This window comes from Streptococcus canis (genome assembly GCF_900636575.1).
In the GTDB taxonomy this organism is placed as follows: Bacteria; Bacillota; Bacilli; order Lactobacillales; family Streptococcaceae; genus Streptococcus; species Streptococcus canis.
This window is the reverse complement of record NZ_LR134293.1, coordinates 1,357,721-1,372,716: the sequence shown is the minus strand read 5'-3', so window position 1 is coordinate 1,372,716 and position 14,996 is coordinate 1,357,721. Positions and strand designations below refer to the sequence as shown.

General features: G+C 40.1%; 13 protein-coding genes and 2 pseudogenes. 5 read left to right on the top strand and 10 right to left on the bottom strand.

Annotated elements, in window-relative coordinates; all coding sequences use genetic code 11:
- Positions 1-98: 98 nt before the first annotated feature.
- Positions 99-1,193 carry a DUF871 domain-containing protein gene (locus EL097_RS07030; RefSeq protein WP_003043992.1) on the bottom strand — a complete coding sequence of 365 codons (1,095 nt, stop codon included), beginning with the start codon at positions 1,191-1,193 and terminating at the stop codon, positions 99-101.
- A gap of 8 nt (positions 1,194-1,201) precedes the next feature.
- Positions 1,202-2,602: a glycoside hydrolase family 1 protein gene (locus EL097_RS07025; protein ID WP_003043994.1), complete on the bottom strand. Its 1,401-nt coding sequence runs from the start codon at positions 2,600-2,602 to the stop codon at positions 1,202-1,204.
- A 236-nt stretch (positions 2,603-2,838) separates the two neighbouring features.
- Between EL097_RS07025 and pnuC the strand changes: the two genes are divergently transcribed.
- Entirely contained in the window at positions 2,839-3,534 is a 696-nt protein-coding gene (gene pnuC, locus EL097_RS07020; RefSeq protein ID WP_003043995.1) for a nicotinamide riboside transporter PnuC, read from the top strand.
- Positions 3,535-3,538: 4 nt separating this feature from the next.
- On the opposite strand, the gene EL097_RS07015 is transcribed toward pnuC, so the two are convergent.
- The 3 genes from EL097_RS07015 to EL097_RS07005 form a co-directional block, all read right to left on the bottom strand.
- Positions 3,539-3,697: a hypothetical protein gene (locus tag EL097_RS07015; protein WP_002984154.1), complete on the bottom strand. Its 159-nt coding sequence runs from the start codon at positions 3,695-3,697 to the stop codon at positions 3,539-3,541.
- A 68-nt stretch (positions 3,698-3,765) separates the two neighbouring features.
- Positions 3,766-5,079 carry a GTPase ObgE gene (obgE, locus tag EL097_RS07010; protein ID WP_003043997.1) on the bottom strand — a complete coding sequence of 438 codons (1,314 nt, stop codon included), beginning with the start codon at positions 5,077-5,079 and terminating at the stop codon, positions 3,766-3,768.
- Between the two features lie 54 nt (positions 5,080-5,133).
- Positions 5,134-5,262: a DUF4044 domain-containing protein gene (locus EL097_RS07005; protein ID WP_002984145.1), complete on the bottom strand. Its 129-nt coding sequence runs from the start codon at positions 5,260-5,262 to the stop codon at positions 5,134-5,136.
- 173 nt (positions 5,263-5,435) lie between these two features.
- Between EL097_RS07005 and EL097_RS07000 the strand changes: the two genes are divergently transcribed.
- Both EL097_RS07000 and EL097_RS11225 read left to right on the top strand, forming a co-directional pair.
- Complete coding sequence (locus EL097_RS07000; protein WP_003043999.1) at positions 5,436-6,677, top strand: aminopeptidase; 1,242 nt, start codon at positions 5,436-5,438, stop codon at positions 6,675-6,677.
- A 60-nt stretch (positions 6,678-6,737) separates the two neighbouring features.
- Positions 6,738-7,649 (top strand): annotated as a pseudogene (locus EL097_RS11225) (magnesium transporter CorA family protein).
- 45 nt (positions 7,650-7,694) lie between these two features.
- Here EL097_RS11225 and EL097_RS06990 read toward each other — a convergent pair.
- A pseudogene (locus EL097_RS06990) lies at positions 7,695-8,427 on the bottom strand (pseudouridine synthase).
- Between the two features lie 115 nt (positions 8,428-8,542).
- On the opposite strand from EL097_RS06990, the gene EL097_RS06985 reads away from it, so the two are divergent.
- On the top strand, positions 8,543-8,908 hold the full coding sequence (locus EL097_RS06985; protein WP_003044004.1) for a thioesterase family protein: 366 nt from the start codon (positions 8,543-8,545) through the stop codon (positions 8,906-8,908).
- 125 nt (positions 8,909-9,033) lie between these two features.
- On the opposite strand, the gene EL097_RS06980 is transcribed toward EL097_RS06985, so the two are convergent.
- Positions 9,034-10,254: an MFS transporter gene (locus tag EL097_RS06980; RefSeq protein ID WP_003044007.1), complete on the bottom strand. Its 1,221-nt coding sequence runs from the start codon at positions 10,252-10,254 to the stop codon at positions 9,034-9,036.
- Between the two features lie 367 nt (positions 10,255-10,621).
- On the opposite strand from EL097_RS06980, the gene EL097_RS06975 reads away from it, so the two are divergent.
- Positions 10,622-12,106: a DUF1846 domain-containing protein gene (locus tag EL097_RS06975; protein WP_003044008.1), complete on the top strand. Its 1,485-nt coding sequence runs from the start codon at positions 10,622-10,624 to the stop codon at positions 12,104-12,106.
- 250 nt (positions 12,107-12,356) lie between these two features.
- Here EL097_RS06975 and EL097_RS06970 read toward each other — a convergent pair whose 3' ends face one another.
- From EL097_RS06970 to EL097_RS06960, 3 genes are all read right to left on the bottom strand, one after another.
- On the bottom strand, positions 12,357-12,758 hold the full coding sequence (locus tag EL097_RS06970) for a PaaI family thioesterase (protein WP_003044010.1): 402 nt from the start codon (positions 12,756-12,758) through the stop codon (positions 12,357-12,359).
- Positions 12,759-12,833: 75 nt separating this feature from the next.
- Positions 12,834-13,628 carry a nucleoside phosphorylase gene (locus tag EL097_RS06965; protein ID WP_003044012.1) on the bottom strand — a complete coding sequence of 265 codons (795 nt, stop codon included), beginning with the start codon at positions 13,626-13,628 and terminating at the stop codon, positions 12,834-12,836.
- 148 nt (positions 13,629-13,776) lie between these two features.
- Positions 13,777-14,616 carry a MetQ/NlpA family ABC transporter substrate-binding protein gene (locus EL097_RS06960; RefSeq protein ID WP_003044013.1) on the bottom strand — a complete coding sequence of 280 codons (840 nt, stop codon included), beginning with the start codon at positions 14,614-14,616 and terminating at the stop codon, positions 13,777-13,779.
- Between the last annotated feature and the right edge of the window lie 380 nt (positions 14,617-14,996).

Below are 14,996 nucleotides of genomic sequence, written 5' to 3'. Positions count from 1 at the left end.
CCTTACTACTTTAGAAAACGCTTTCTACCCTCTTTTAGTGTAACAAATATTTTCCGAAAAAGGTGACCATCATTTTCCGCATTGATTGTGAAAAGAATCTATGATGGGTCAATCTCCAAACAAAATTCCTGCCAAGGTCGCAAATCATCTAACAAACTAAGATAGTCCTCTCTGACCTCAGCAACCACATTAGCTTTTGAACTAACCGTAAAATTTTTCAAAGCAATTTGCAGTTCTCCCTTATATCGATGATAGTGGTCATTGTCAATGATAATACTACCTCGTTTGACCTCCTTAGATTGATCTCTGGGAGCAATCGATTCCTGAGCATAAACTAGACGTGGCATGGTTGATCGAATCACATAATCAGATACATCGCCACGATAACAATGCGGATAGCCAATGATTTGCTCCTCAACTTCTGTCAAATCGATGATAGGCCTAACCTTGATCGTTGTGACTGGTCTTGCTAAAGCCTGAGTACATGCTTCCAATTCAACTTCCGAAATGAATTGGTTAGAGATGAGGATATTATCAATGGTTCCTATCGCTTTCATTAATTCTACTTGCAGGCCAATGGGCAAGTGCCTATGGTCTTCCACTGTCGGCAAGCCTTCTGCCAGTAGCCAAGGGCCTTCAGATGCTGACTGAGCGGTGATAAAAGCAGCCGTTTCAATATCATGCTCATGATAAAAGCGTGACATATCCTTAAAATGTTGCCATGACAGACCGGTAAATTCATGTGGGTAAAAATTATGGCAACCAATAATATTGCTCCGTTTTGCATCTGTCGCTAGTAATGACATCAATAATTGTTTATCAGTGCTCATATTAAGTTCAATTTTAAGCCCAAAGGGATTTTTTGTTAAAGTTACAATCTCTGCTAGAGGGAGAGCCTCGTCTAAGCGTAAGCCAGCCAACCCGAAGGCATGAGCCTGTTCAATAAGCTGGTCTGACCAACCAGCTTGGCTAATAAAGCTTGGACTAACATCAGCAATCACTTGAATGCCTAATTGATTTGCATAAGCAATGAGCTCTGCGTAGCAATGAAACATCTGGTGATCAGCTGGTGCCAGCTGTAAGAGACTCATAAACAAGCGCTTGGCTCCATAGCTATGACATAAGTCAATATAAGCTTTACTCTTAGTAACACCATGCCGCTCAGGGTATAGAGAAAATCCTAAATCAACCATATTGCCTCCTATTTATCAAAACCATTTGACTCGCTCAACGCCTTAAACCAGTAACCTGATTTTTTTATGGTTCGCTTTTGACTCTCTAAATCCAAAGCTACCAAACCATATCGATTTTTATAAGCATTTAACCAAGACCAGCAATCAATAAAAGTCCACAAGAGGTAGCCTTTGCAGTTGGCTCCTTCTTCCAAAGCCTTATGAAGCTGGATAAGATGATCCTCGATAAAGGTGATGCGGTAGTCATCTTGTATTTGGCCATCTGCTAAAAAAGCTTCTTCACCTTCGACACCCATACCATTTTCCGTGACTAGCCATTCGATGTTACCATAGTGTTCTTTTAAATTAAGGGCAATATCATAAAGTCCTGGTTCATAAATTTCCCAACCCCGGTGAGGATTGACTTTTTTACCAGGCATATCATAAGGGTCAAAATAAATATCTAAGCTAAGGGGGGCACCCTCTTGCTGTGACTTACTAGGTGCCTGAACTCGCAAAGGTTGATAATAATTTACTCCCAAAAAATCAACAGTATTGTTTTTGATAATCTCTAATTCATCAGCACTATATTGGGGTAATAAATCAGCTTCCTCTAAAATGGAAACTAACTCTGCTGGGTAAACACCCAAAACTGATGGATCTAGGAAGGATTTGGTTTGGAAAAGCTCTGCGATTCTAGCAGCCTTGACATCTTCAGGAGCATCACTCCGAGGATAAGCAGGTGTCATGTTAAGCACAATACTAATCTTGTGGTCGGGATGAAGCTCATGACAAGCTTTGACCGCCAGTGAACTGGCCAGTTGTGTGTTGTAAGCCACTTGAACTGCTGCCTTGACATCTACTTTACAAGGGTAGTGATAATAACCTAAATAGCCACATTCGACTGGAACAATTGGTTCATTAAAGGTAATCCAAGTGTTTACTAAATCACCAAAAAGCTCAAAACAGGTTTTTGCGTAGGTTTCATAAGCCCAGACAGTAGCTTTGTTTTCCCAGCCCCCTTTTTCTTGCAAGGCATAAGGGAGGTCAAAATGATAGAGGTTAACAATCAATTTAATACCTTGAGCAATAATGTCTTGAAATACTTCTCGGTAAAATGTCACCGCCTTTGAATTAACCTCCCCAACTCCTTCTGGAATCAATCGAGACCACTGGATTGAGGTCCGAAAAACCGTGTGGCCTGTTTCTTTCAAAAGGGCAATGTCACCCTTATAGTTTTCATAAAAGCTTGAGGTCTTTTCTGGGCCAATTTGGTGATGAAACTTAGCTGACTCAATACTAAACCAGTAATCCCAGTTGCTAGGTCCTTTGCCATCTCCAGAAACCGTTCCTTCGCTTTGAGGACCAGATGTGGAACTTCCCCATAAAAAGCCATCTGGAAATTGATAACGGTGTTTTCTTTGTTGCATATCCTTTGTCCTTTCTTTACTCACTTCTCTTTTTATTATAAGAAGAAAAACAGGTGATGTAAACGCTTTAAAAAACCTGTTTTTTCCTTATCATCACGGAAAATAAGTGATTTTAAGTTTGAAATAGTGACAATCTTCCTTCATTATCTTAAAGAGCCTATCTAACCTGCCTTACTACTTCTTATCACAACCAAGCCCCTATTGACAGATCCCTTAGCCTATGTTTGAATAGGGGTATGGCTTATTTAAACTACTTTACAAAAACCGAGTGGGCACTTTGGTTAAGTTCTGTCTCGGCTATTCTGATAAGTGCCTTTTTATTTGGAGACCAAGCCCCCTTAGCATTGATAGCCTCTTTGATTGGAGTAACCTCTTTGATTTTCAGTGCCAAAGCTAACCCTATTGGTCAAGGGCTCGTCATTATTTTTTCCATTATCTATGCCTATCTTTCATTACAAAACAGTTACTATGGAGAGTTAATGACCTATCTTTTCATGACCCTACCAATGGCTATTTTTTCACTCTTTACTTGGTTAAACCATCCTTTTGAAGGGAAAAAATCACAAGTTACTATTTCACGATTAAAAAAATCTGATAGCTTACGGTTAGTCATTTTTACGGTAATTGTCACCCTTATTTTTTATGGCATCTTGGCTGCTGTTAAGACAGCCTACTTACTTGTTTCCACCTTATCCATTGCTACTTCTTTTTCAGCCGTTTATCTCAGTTATAAGCGCAGCCCTTATTTTGCCTTAGCATACGGGCTCAATGATCTAGTCCTCATTCTCTTATGGATGCATGCTGCTCAAACAGATTCTAGCCAATATGCTGTGGTTATCTGCTTTGCTACCTTTCTTATTAATGATAGTTACACTTTCTATAATTGGCTAATGCTCCAACGTTACCAAGAAAAAAAGGTCAAAAAAGGATGAGGGCCTAAGCCTCATCCTTTTTCAATTTTTCACGTTCTAAGCGCAAACGTCTATTGGGATTTAAAAGATTAAACAATTCTTCTAATTTCTCAGCATTCCAAACATCTGCTGCTGAAACAAAGTTACCATCCTTATCCTTAAAGGATATCGGTTTATCACCCATAATCAGAAACCTCCATCTTAAAGATAAAACACAAGGTTGCTATGGCAATGCCATCTCTAAAGACCACATTAATCCACAAATTCAAATTCAAATTTACCAATACGAACAAGATCCCCGTCTTTTGCCCCACGTTCACGAAGGGCTTCGTCAACCCCCATACCGCGCAATTGACGGGCAAATTTCATGATGGACTCATCACGTTCCATATTGGTCATAACAAAGAGACGTTCTAACTTCTCACCGGACAAGACCCAAGTAGCGTCATCGTCACGTGTGATCTCAAATTCTTTCTCAGCCTCAGCAAAACCATAGTAAGCTTCCTCGTCCACCAGATCAGATTCATCATACAATAAGAATTCATCTGTCTTAGCGAGTAATTCTGCTGTTGCTTCTAATAAATTGTCTAACCCTTGATGTGCCAAACTTGAAATTGGAAAAATCATTGGCAAGTCATCAAACTCGTCATATTGGGCAGCCAATTTTTCCTTGAAGACTTTCAAGTTTTCTTGAGCTTCAGGCATGTCCATTTTATTAGCCACGATAATCTGTGGACGCTCCATCAACCGCAAGTTATACGTTTCCAACTCGTTGTTAATGGAAACATAATCTTCGTAAGGATCACGGCCTTCACTAGCAGACATGTCAATCACATGAAGAATAACCCGTGTCCGCTCGATATGACGGAGAAATTGAGTTCCTAAACCGACCCCTTGGCTGGCGCCTTCAATCAAACCTGGCAGGTCTGCCATGGCAAAGTTATCGCCAGACTTGGTGCGAACCATGCCCAAATTTGGGACAATGGTTGTAAAATGATAGGCACCAATTTTAGGCTTAGCTGATGAGACTACGCTTAATAAGGTTGATTTTCCAACAGATGGAAAGCCAACTAAGCCAACATCTGCAAGAATTTTTAGTTCTAACGCTAACTGACGTTCTTCACCCGGTTCACCATTCTCAGCAATTTCCGGCGCAGGATTACGAGGGGTTGCAAAACGGATATTCCCACGGCCACCACGGCCACCCTTAGCAATGACCACTTCTTGCCCATGTTCTACTAAGTCTGTAATTACCTTACCAGTTTCAGCATCACGAACCGTTGTTCCCTGAGGGACAGAGACAATCAAGTCTTCTGCACCACGACCGTGCATGCCTTTGGTCATGCCCTTTTCACCAGATTTTGCCTTGAATTTACGATTATAACGGAAGTCCATCAAGGTACGCAAACCTTCGTCCACTCGAAAGATAACTGAGCCACCTTTACCACCATCTCCTCCCCAAGGACCGCCGTTTGGGACGTACTTTTCACGACGAAAGGCTACCATACCATCGCCACCACGGCCTGCTTGGACGCTAATTTTTGCCGTATCTAAAAACATACTCATACTTTTTATTCTCTAACTTTCTTTTACTTTAAAAAAACGCCTTTCAGCGTTTTCTTACATCAATACTGATAGGGCACTCGCAATAAGCCCACCAACAGTTACAAGAACCATTAGGATAACAACGACCATTGTCACTTTTTCAAAGGTTGTTTTTTTGCGAGGTCCATTTTCTCCAAATGCCACGTTAAATACCTCATCTATTGATTTTTCTTCTTATATCTTAACATGAATGACTATTTTAAGCAAACATCAGATAGGTATTTCTCTCGGGAAAGCCATCCTTTTTCGCAATTTCTTGTGAATCTTCTCTGAATATGGTACATTAGAATTTACAAAATAATGTTTAGGAGATTCCCATGGTTTTACCACATTTCGAACACAATCTTGAAAAATACGCTAACTTACTGATCAAAAAAGGCGTCAATGTTCAAAAAGGCCATACCCTTTTGATTACTATTGCAGCTGAGCACTATCACTTCGCTCGTCTTTTAACTAAAAAGGCATATGAGGCTGGGGCTGCTGAAGTTGTTGTCGATTACATTGATGACCAAATCACACGCGAAAAACTCTTGAAGGCTGACGAAGAGCGTCTCCTAAATGTTCCTAACTATGTGGTTGAAAAATCAAATTATTTACTTGGCAAAAAAGCTAGCCGTTTAGTTGTCCGTTCAGCTGATCCAAATGTCTTTGCAGGCGTTGACTCAGACCGACTATCTGGTGCAACACGTGCCACCTCAATCGCTCTTGAAAAGCAACGTGCTGCTACTCAAGCCAACAAAGTTAGTTGGAATTTGGTAGCCGCAGCAAGTCCAGAATGGGCTGCCATGGTTTTCCCAAATTTAACATCAGAAGAAGAACAGGTGGATGCCCTCTGGGATGCCATTTTTAAAATGAATCGTATCTACGATGAGGATCCGGTGAAAGCTTGGGACGATCACCAAGCACGTCTTCTTTCCAAAGCCAACCTTTTAAATGAGTATCAATTTGATGCCTTACATTACATGGCACCTGGAACTGATTTAACTCTCGGCATGCCTGAAAACCACGTCTGGGAAGCGGCTGGTAGCATCAACGCTCAAGGAGAAGAATTCATTGCTAACATGCCAACCGAAGAAGTTTTTACCGCACCAGACTATCGTAGAGCTGACGGTTATGTCTCATCTACTAAACCACTTTCCTATGCTGGCGTGGTGATTGAAGACATGACCTTTACCTTCAAAGATGGTCACATTGTTGAGGTGACAGCTAAAAAAGGCGAGGAAACTATTAAGCGATTGGTTGAGGAAAATGACGGTGCTCGTGCCCTTGGTGAGGTAGCCTTGGTTCCTCATAAGACGCCAATTTCACTATCTGGTTTAACTTTCTTTAATACTCTTTTTGACGAAAATGCCTCTAACCACCTTGCCATCGGCGCTGCCTATGCTTTCAGTATTAAAGGTGGTACTGAAATGACCAATGAAGAATTAAAAGCAGCTGGTTTAAACCGCTCAACAGCCCATGTGGACTTTATGATTGGTTCAGAACACATGGATATTGATGGTATCACCAAAGATGGCCAAGTAGTCCCTATCTTCCGCGGTGGAGAATGGGCTATCTAAATTGATTAAAAAGTCAGTCTTGCACTGGCTTTTTTGACTGGGTAAGCCTATAATGACACTATGTGCTACTTAATTTTAGAAAAATTAACCACTGTCTCCCTGACAGGCTGTCTAAACAGCACTTCTCCTTATGTTGCTATCTTAACTCCGGACGAATGGCGGCGCCACCATGACCTGTTCAATATGGATATTGATATGGAGTTTATCATTGACTTTACTCATTCGACCAAGACTGAAGTCAACAGTGATTCCCTCACTGGAATCTTTAAAATTCCCAATCAAAAAGACTTGCTCGAGCAGGCCATGGATTTTTCCTTTGCCCTTGATGAAAGAGGTATTGTCTTTATTGATGAACATCGCCATATAGCTGATATTCTGGCACAAATTCAAGTCAATAAAAAATGAAAAAAACAGTCTAGAACGTTTTCTCTACGATTTCTTAGAGATGATTATCCATGAGGATTTAAACCTTCTAGAAGACTTTGATACCCAAGATAAGTTTGAAGAAACTATCCTAACGGATAAAAGCGTGGCTAATCAAGTACAACCTAACCTCATCAGGCGGCAACTCACCAAATTAAACCTCCACTATGGGCAACTGATTGACTTAGCTCAAGAATTCTGTGAAAATGAAAACAATTTCTTCGCTGAGGAAAACCTGCGGTTCTTACACCTCTTCTCTTCGTAAGTAACGAGACTTCAGACGACGCTTATGATCTTACGTGAGAGTCTTGTTCAACTTCATGAATTGGCCTAGTTACAGTTGGAAGTGAAATAAAACAAGATTATGAGCGTCCTGACTATCGTAACGACCCGCTGCTCGCCCTTAACTATTTTAGTTGGCTGGTATGGCATAAATTTCAAATACATGCCTGAATTGTCAGTCTCATTGGCTATCCAGCAGTGATTGGCTTTGCTGTCTTCATTTTCGTATCTGCCATTGCTTTTTTCAAATACAAAAAATGGTTGTAGTAATTAACTAAAATCCTTCTCAGTCAAAGTGAGAAGGATCCTTTTTTATAGTGAGCTCTGACAATAGGGCTCTAAGCTCTGCAATTCCTCGGACGTCAAACGCCTAAACTCCCCCTCTGCGAGACTAGGGTCTAATTTTAGAGGCCCCATGCTGAGACGTTGCAATTCTATAACTTCTTTGCCACAGGCTGCTACCATGCGTTTCACCTGATGAAATTTTCCTTCTTGAATGGTAATACTAACCATACAAGTCTCTTGACTTAAATCCTGATCAAGCACTTCCAATTTAGCAGGCAGGCACTGGTGGTCCTTTAAAGAGATACCTTTGGCAAAATCATCTTTATCTGCATCAGTCATGACGCCTGCTACTTTCGCCAAGTACTCTTTGGCAACATGTTTTTTTAGGAGATAAAAGGTCGTGAGCTAACTGACCATTATTGGTCAAGAGCAAGAGTCCGCGGGTATCCTTATCTAACCTGCCAACAGGAAAAACATCTTTTTGTTTGGCAGGTTCATCTAATAAGTCTATAACGGTTGCTTGTGCTCTATCTTGTGTCGCTGATAAAACTCCTGCTGGCTTATTTAACAGGTAATAAACAAAGGTTTCATAGACCAAGGGCTTGCCTTGATACGTCACCAAATCCCTGTATTCATCAATGTGTACCTTGGCAGAGGTTTCAACCTTTTGATTGACGAAAATAGCTTTCTTTTTCAAAAGGCTCTTGACTTGGCTTCTACTCCCAACTCCTGTTTCTACTAAAAATTTATCCAAACGCATTGTTACCCTCTCAAGACGAATTCTTTAACTAAGTATAACACAAAAAACAGTTATCCCGAGACTGAAAGCGCTTAATGTATTATAATATAGAGTATAGAAACGAGGAGATTGACTTATGACTATTTATTCTCACATTTACGAAACTAATGCTCAGCATTCTGCGAAAGCTATGGGATCTGGGACACTAGATGTCCTTGCTACTCCTGCTTTAGTGTCCTTTATGGAAAATGCAGCTTACTTATTTGCCCAAGAATCACTAGAAACAGGACTGACTACTGTTGGTAGTGAAATGGCTATTCAACATTTAGCTGCTTCTGCTATTGGAAAAGCAGTAACTATTGTGATTACTGCTCTCAAAGAGGAAGGCAGAAAATACGATTTCCGTATAGAAGCTTTTGCGGGGGAACAACTGATTGGTAAGGCCTGTCATACCAGAGTTAGGGTAGATAGTCAGACCTTCATGGCAAAATTAGTAGACTAAGATCAACGACATGAAAAAGGTAAGCAAAGACAGATTGCTTACCTTTTTATAGTAACTTCTATCACTCAGTTAAATTTGAAATCCAAAAGAATGACGTCCGAGTCAACCAATAGGTGAATTTCTCTTCACTTTCTCTGCTGATAGTATTCTGTTTTTAATTGATGAATCGTCCACATAGCAGCAAAACTAATCAAGTAAAGACAAGAAAGGAAAATCATAACCGTTGACACTCCTGATGCATCGAGGATACTTCCGATAATGACCGACGAAAAGCCTCCTAAAGCACGACCAACATTCAAAATAACATTGTTAGCAGTAGCCCTGATATGATGTGGGTAAAGTCTGGTAATCATAGCACCGTAACCTGCAAACATCCCATTAACAAAAAAGCCGACTATAGCACCTCCAATAGCCATACTCGCCATGGAATTGGCAAATTGAAAAAGGTAAACACAAATAGATGATGCTAATAAAAAAAGCGAATAAATCAGACGTGGACCAAAGCGATCTAAGAGATGACCAAAAGTCAACATTCCTAGACACATACCTAGAATAGTCGCCACCATCCATAAAGAGGAGCTTTTGATAGAAAGGTTCAAGCTTGTTTGAATCATGGTTGGCAACCAATTCATCATTCCAAAATAGCCTGCAATTTGAACGGTTGTCATCACCATTAAAGCAAGGGTTTGAGTCGCTAAGCTTGTTGTTTTAAAAAGTTCAGTAACGCTAACCGGTTGACTACTTTTTTTCTCCTCTAGACCATGATAATCCCAAACCTTGCTATCGTCTATGGCCAAACTCATCCATATTACCAAAAGGATTGGAAGTAAGCCGAAGAGGAAAAGCCCTCTCCAACCCAAACTTGGAGCAATCCAGCCAGCCAACAAGGCTGAACTAATAGATCCCAGCTGACCAGCAATCCCATTCAACGAGGAGACGCGTCCCATTTTTTCTGGTGGTACAATCCCTGCCATAATCGCAATGGCTACACCGTATTCACCTCCAACTCCAATTCCAGCAATAAACCGCATCAGGTATAAGTAGGGCAAAGACGGAGTAAGATAAATTAATCCTGTTGCTACTGAAAACAGTAGAATCGTCCATTTAAAGACCTTAAACTTGTGGTATCTATCCGCCAGCAAGCCAAATAAGATGCCTCCCACTAACATTCCTAAATTGGTGATGGTGGCAATCCACCCTCCCTGGGTGCCACTAAGGCCCAGCTCCGTAATAATAGAGGACATAGAGAAAGCAAGAAACATGACATTCAAATCGTCCATTCCTGAAGCAACAATAGCTGCCACTAAAGCACGTCTATTTGTGGTGTCCAATGATAATGTTGACATAAATCGTCCCCTTCTTAATAGTAGCTCACTAACTACCTTAATTAATTGAATACCTTTTGCCAATCGTCAAAAAAAGACTTGGAAACATGTCCGCAAGTCTGCTAAAAGTCACTAAAAAACAAGAGATGAGGCCTATCTCTTTTCAATCTTAATGCTTTCATGCTTCACGGAACATGTTTAAAGCGGTATTTAATTATTACCAGTATAATAAAGCCTTTTCTGACTGTCAAGTTACAATCTCTGCAAAATATCTCAAAGGCAATAAGGTGAGTACTCCTTGCTTAAACAATTGACCATTATTCCTTCCACAAAAAACCTTTTCTTTCTTCTGATTTCTTTGTTATAATGCTTAATAGAGGTGAAAAAAATGAAGACTATAGCTTTTGATTCTAATAAGTATTTAAATTTACAAAGGGATCATATTTTAGAACGTATTAGCCAGTTTGACGGCAAGCTCTACATGGAATTTGGGGGCAAAATGTTAGAAGACTACCATGCTGCCCGTGTACTTCCTGGCTATGAACCTGACAATAAGATTAAATTACTCAAAGAACTCAAAGAGCAAGTCGAAATTATGATTGCCATTAATGCTAATAATATTGAGCATTCCAAGGCACGTGGAGATTTGGGGATTTCGTACGACCAAGAAGTTTTTCGCTTAATTGATAAGTTCAACACTTTAGACATTTATGTCGGCTCAGTGGTGATTACCCAGTATAACAATCAACCAGCTGCGGATACGTTTCGTAAGCAACTCGAAAAAAATAGCATCGCATCTTACCTACACTACCCTATCAAGGGCTACCCAACAGATATTGATCATATTATCTCACCTGAGGGAATGGGGAAAAATGATTACATCAAAACCAGCCGTAAGCTTATTGTTGTGACAGCACCAGGCCCTGGTTCAGGGAAATTAGCCACTTGTATGTCTCAAATGTATCATGATCAGATAAATGGTATTAAGTCTGGCTACGCTAAATTTGAAACTTTTCCTGTCTGGAATCTTCCTCTTCACCACCCTGTCAACTTGGCTTATGAAGCAGCCACGGCAGACCTAGATGATGTGAATATGATTGATCCTTTCCATTTGGAAACGTATGGCAAAACTGCCGTTAATTACAACCGTGACATCGAGGTCTTTCCTGTTTTAAATCGAACCTTTGAGCGTATTTTGAGCAAGTCTCCTTATGCCTCACCAACCGATATGGGTGTTAACATGGTTGGTTTCTCGATCATCAATGAAGCAGCTGCTATCGAAGCTTCCAAACAAGAAATCATTCGCCGTTATTACCAAATGCTTGTTGATTTTAAGGCAGAGCGTGTTTCAGAAGCTGCTGTCAAAAAAATTGAACTCTTAATGAATGATATTGGTGTCACTCCTGAGGATCGTCAAGTCACTGTGGTCGCTCGCCAAAAAGCAGAGCAAACAGGTCAACCTGCCCTTGCTCTGCAATTACCAAATGGGCAGATTGTAACAGGAAAAACATCTGAACTCTTCGGACCAACTGCTGCTGTCATCATCAATGCCATTAAAACCTTGGCAAAGATTGATAAAGCCACTCACTTGATTGAACCAGAGTATGTGAAACCCATCCAAGGGCTTAAAGTTAAGCATTTAGGCAGTCAAAATCCACGTCTTCATTCCAATGAAATTCTGATTGCGCTAGCCATAACCGCTATGAATAACGAAGAAGCCAACCTTGCCATGAAAGAACTCGGAAACTTAAAAGGCAGCGAAGCCCATTCTACCGTTACCCTAACCAATGAAGATAAAAATGTCCTTAGAAAGCTTGGCATAAATATTACCTTTGACCCTGTTTACCAACATCACAAACTTTACCGTAAGTAATCATAAAAAAGTTCATTTAGGACAATCTTTTTTGCTCTTCTAAAAACAACTAACTCCTGAAACACCATAAAACAAGCATTTCAAGAGTTAGTTGACATCATAATCATTAAATTATTTTAATTGACACCTTCTAAAAATAGAGTTTGTCTACGTTTTGGAAGAGGCTGGGATAAACAGCCTCTTTCTTGTGTCTTTCAATAAGAAAAAATCCCAAGTCTCAAAGAGTTAGAACTTTTTAGCCGTCTATTAATCACTCGTTCTTACGTCGGCCGGTCACAAACATGGTCAAGCTAGCTTTTGTTAAGAGAGCTCCTGTCTGATTATGAATAGTCACATCAACCAGCTGTGTGGTTCGACCTCCATGAACCAACCGGCCTTCGACCATCAATTTGTCTCCCTTGTGCCCTGCTTTTAAATAGTTAGTATTGGCTTGTAACGTTACGGATTCTACGCCAGTCGTTCTAGCAACTAAACCACCTACTTGGTCACATAGGGTAAATAGATAACCGCCATGGGCATTTCCATAATAATTCAACGCCGTCTCAGTCACTTCTGTGCTTAAAATAAGGTGCCCTTTTTCAGCAAGTTCAATTTGGTAATTATCAAAAATACTAATGACATTTAAGGTCATCTCTTGTGTTAAATCTGACATTGTTTCTCTCTTTTCTATGCTATCAATACAAGCCTCATTATACTACAAATGTGAAAAGAAAGCAGGGCTCCTGTTTCAAAAATGAGTAGCTTTTCCATCCTTTTCTAGCCTAGTGAGCACCTCCAAACATAAATGAAGTGCAAAGCTAAAGGAATCAGCGCCCCAGTTGCGTTGATCGTAACCCCCTACATCTGCTAGAGCACCTGCTGTAAATAAGAGTTGTCCCCAAAGGACCTCCCTGAGCTGAGCTACTGCTGCTAAGGCAGCACATTCCATCTCAACAACCGAACAACCTTCTTCGCGGCGATAAGCCACTTTCTCTTTTGTCTCTCGGTAAAAACCATCTGTTGAGCAGGTGATAACCTCTTGATAAGCTACCCCCTGTGCTAAAAGCGTTTTCTCAATCAGTCGAAGCATCTGGGAATTCATGTTAATATAACGAGATGGTGCCACGTAATGATAACTTGTCCCTTCATCTCGCAAAGCCTTGATTGGCACTAAAAAACGGTTTTCTTCGATAGGTATTAAGACGCTACAAGTTCCTGTACTAATGATCTCTGTAACACCGTAACCAATCAGCCAATCCATGAATTGTGCAGCAGGAGCCGAGCCAACGGGAGCCTGAGCAAGGCAAATGTCTTGGCCTTTATAGGAAATCAGGTAAACAGGGTAACCCTTTGTGGCTGAAATAAATTCTGCAATTTTTTTACCCTGATGGTCTAAAGCAAAAGCTTCAACCTCGTCTTCTAGGAAAGCATAGACACACTTGCCTGGAAGCTGAATAGCTAGTCCTTCATGATTAGGCATAATGACGGCTGATGGATGACTATCAACTTCTAAAAGGGGAAGCTCGTGCTTGATGATTGACATTTGGCTCTCCTTACCTTTTCATATCGTTACAATAGTCTTAGTTCTATTTATTGTAGCAGCTTGTTTTCAAAAAGCAAGGACTCTCTATCAAAAAAAACTCTTCTAAAACACGGCTAGAAGAGTTTTTGACAGTGTTTATCTGTATGCTTTAGAAAGCGACCTTAGCATGACCTTTTAACTTGTCCTCGATAAAGGTTTTGATTTCCTTGCTTGTCAACGCTTTTTGAACAGCTTTAACAGCTTTGCTATCTTTGTTATCCTCACGCGCAACAAGTGACACAGCAAAGAAGTGATCCTTACTTTCTTCAACAAGCACACCATCTTTTGTAGGAGTCAAATGAAGTTTGGCAATATAAGTTGGGTAGTTGAAAATCATATCTTTTTCCTTGTAAGCTTCATTCAAATTAAGCAAGGAAACTGGTGAAAAAATAAGATTTTTGGGATTTTCCGTAATATCTTCTACAGTCACTGACATGCTCTTTGGATCACGCAGGCTAATGACCTTGTGTTCTGCTAACAAGCGAAGGGCGCGGGTCATATTGGTTGGATCATTTGGAATGGCAACATCTGCACCATCCTTAAGATCCTTGATGTCTTTAAGGTCTTTACCATAGAAAGCCACAATAGCATCGTAAATAGGCTGCACTTGAACCAGATTAGCATCGTTTCCTTTATTAAACATTTCCATAAATGGTTTATGTTGGAAGAAATTAGCATCCACTTCTTTATTTTTTAAAGCAACGTTGGCTTGAATATTATCCGTAACAGTGACTACTTCTAGCTTATAGCCTTCTTTAGCTAAATTATCCTTTACTGCTTCAAGCATATCCGTCATAGGGCTCGTATGAGCAGCTACTTTAACAACGGTCATATCCTTTGTTTTAGTAGATGATGATTTTCCAGAATCACCTTGCTTTGCTTGTAATCCGCAAGCCACCAAAACAAAACCAGCTAAACATGTCAGAACAAGTGACAACAGTTTTTTCATTAGAAGAATCTCCTTTTCTCAATCAATCAGTTACAAAACTGACAACAACGACAACTCCCTAGCATTGTAAATAAATGCTAACAAAGAAAAACATTAGTAATATTGCTAATTATTCTTTCATATCAAGGAAACTTAAGGTCCCTATAACAGTTTTCTTAGAAAGATAATTTTATTGTAACAGAAGAATATTGAAAAAAGCAAACCAAGTGACTTATAAAAAATAAAAAGCATCATACCAGATAATTTAGCGCTTTCTTATCTAAGAAAAAAGTCATTAGTACAGTTAGAAAAAAAGTGACAACTGTAACACAAAATAGCTCATAAAAGGAAAGCAAAGAGAATTCTGATGAGCAACCGACTCTACCAAAAACTCATTTTAT

Bases quoted from the DNA above. Each gene is read 5' to 3' on its own strand.
- EL097_RS07030 (WP_003043992.1), bottom strand. From the start codon at position 1,193: ATGGTTGATTTAGGATTTTCTCTATACCCTGAGCGGCATGGTGTTACT.
- EL097_RS07025 (WP_003043994.1), bottom strand. From the start codon at position 2,602: ATGCAACAAAGAAAACACCGTTATCAATTTCCAGATGGCTTTTTATGG.
- pnuC (WP_003043995.1), top strand. From the start codon at position 2,839: ATGGCTTATTTAAACTACTTTACAAAAACCGAGTGGGCACTTTGGTTA.
- EL097_RS07015 (WP_002984154.1), bottom strand. From the start codon at position 3,697: ATGGGTGATAAACCGATATCCTTTAAGGATAAGGATGGTAACTTTGTT.
- obgE (WP_003043997.1), bottom strand. From the start codon at position 5,079: ATGAGTATGTTTTTAGATACGGCAAAAATTAGCGTCCAAGCAGGCCGT.
- EL097_RS07000 (WP_003043999.1), top strand. From the start codon at position 5,436: ATGGTTTTACCACATTTCGAACACAATCTTGAAAAATACGCTAACTTA.
- EL097_RS06985 (WP_003044004.1), top strand. From the start codon at position 8,543: ATGACTATTTATTCTCACATTTACGAAACTAATGCTCAGCATTCTGCG.
- EL097_RS06980 (WP_003044007.1), bottom strand. From the start codon at position 10,254: ATGTCAACATTATCATTGGACACCACAAATAGACGTGCTTTAGTGGCA.
- EL097_RS06975 (WP_003044008.1), top strand. From the start codon at position 10,622: ATGAAGACTATAGCTTTTGATTCTAATAAGTATTTAAATTTACAAAGG.
- EL097_RS06970 (WP_003044010.1), bottom strand. From the start codon at position 12,758: ATGTCAGATTTAACACAAGAGATGACCTTAAATGTCATTAGTATTTTT.
- EL097_RS06965 (WP_003044012.1), bottom strand. From the start codon at position 13,628: ATGTCAATCATCAAGCACGAGCTTCCCCTTTTAGAAGTTGATAGTCAT.
- EL097_RS06960 (WP_003044013.1), bottom strand. From the start codon at position 14,616: ATGAAAAAACTGTTGTCACTTGTTCTGACATGTTTAGCTGGTTTTGTT.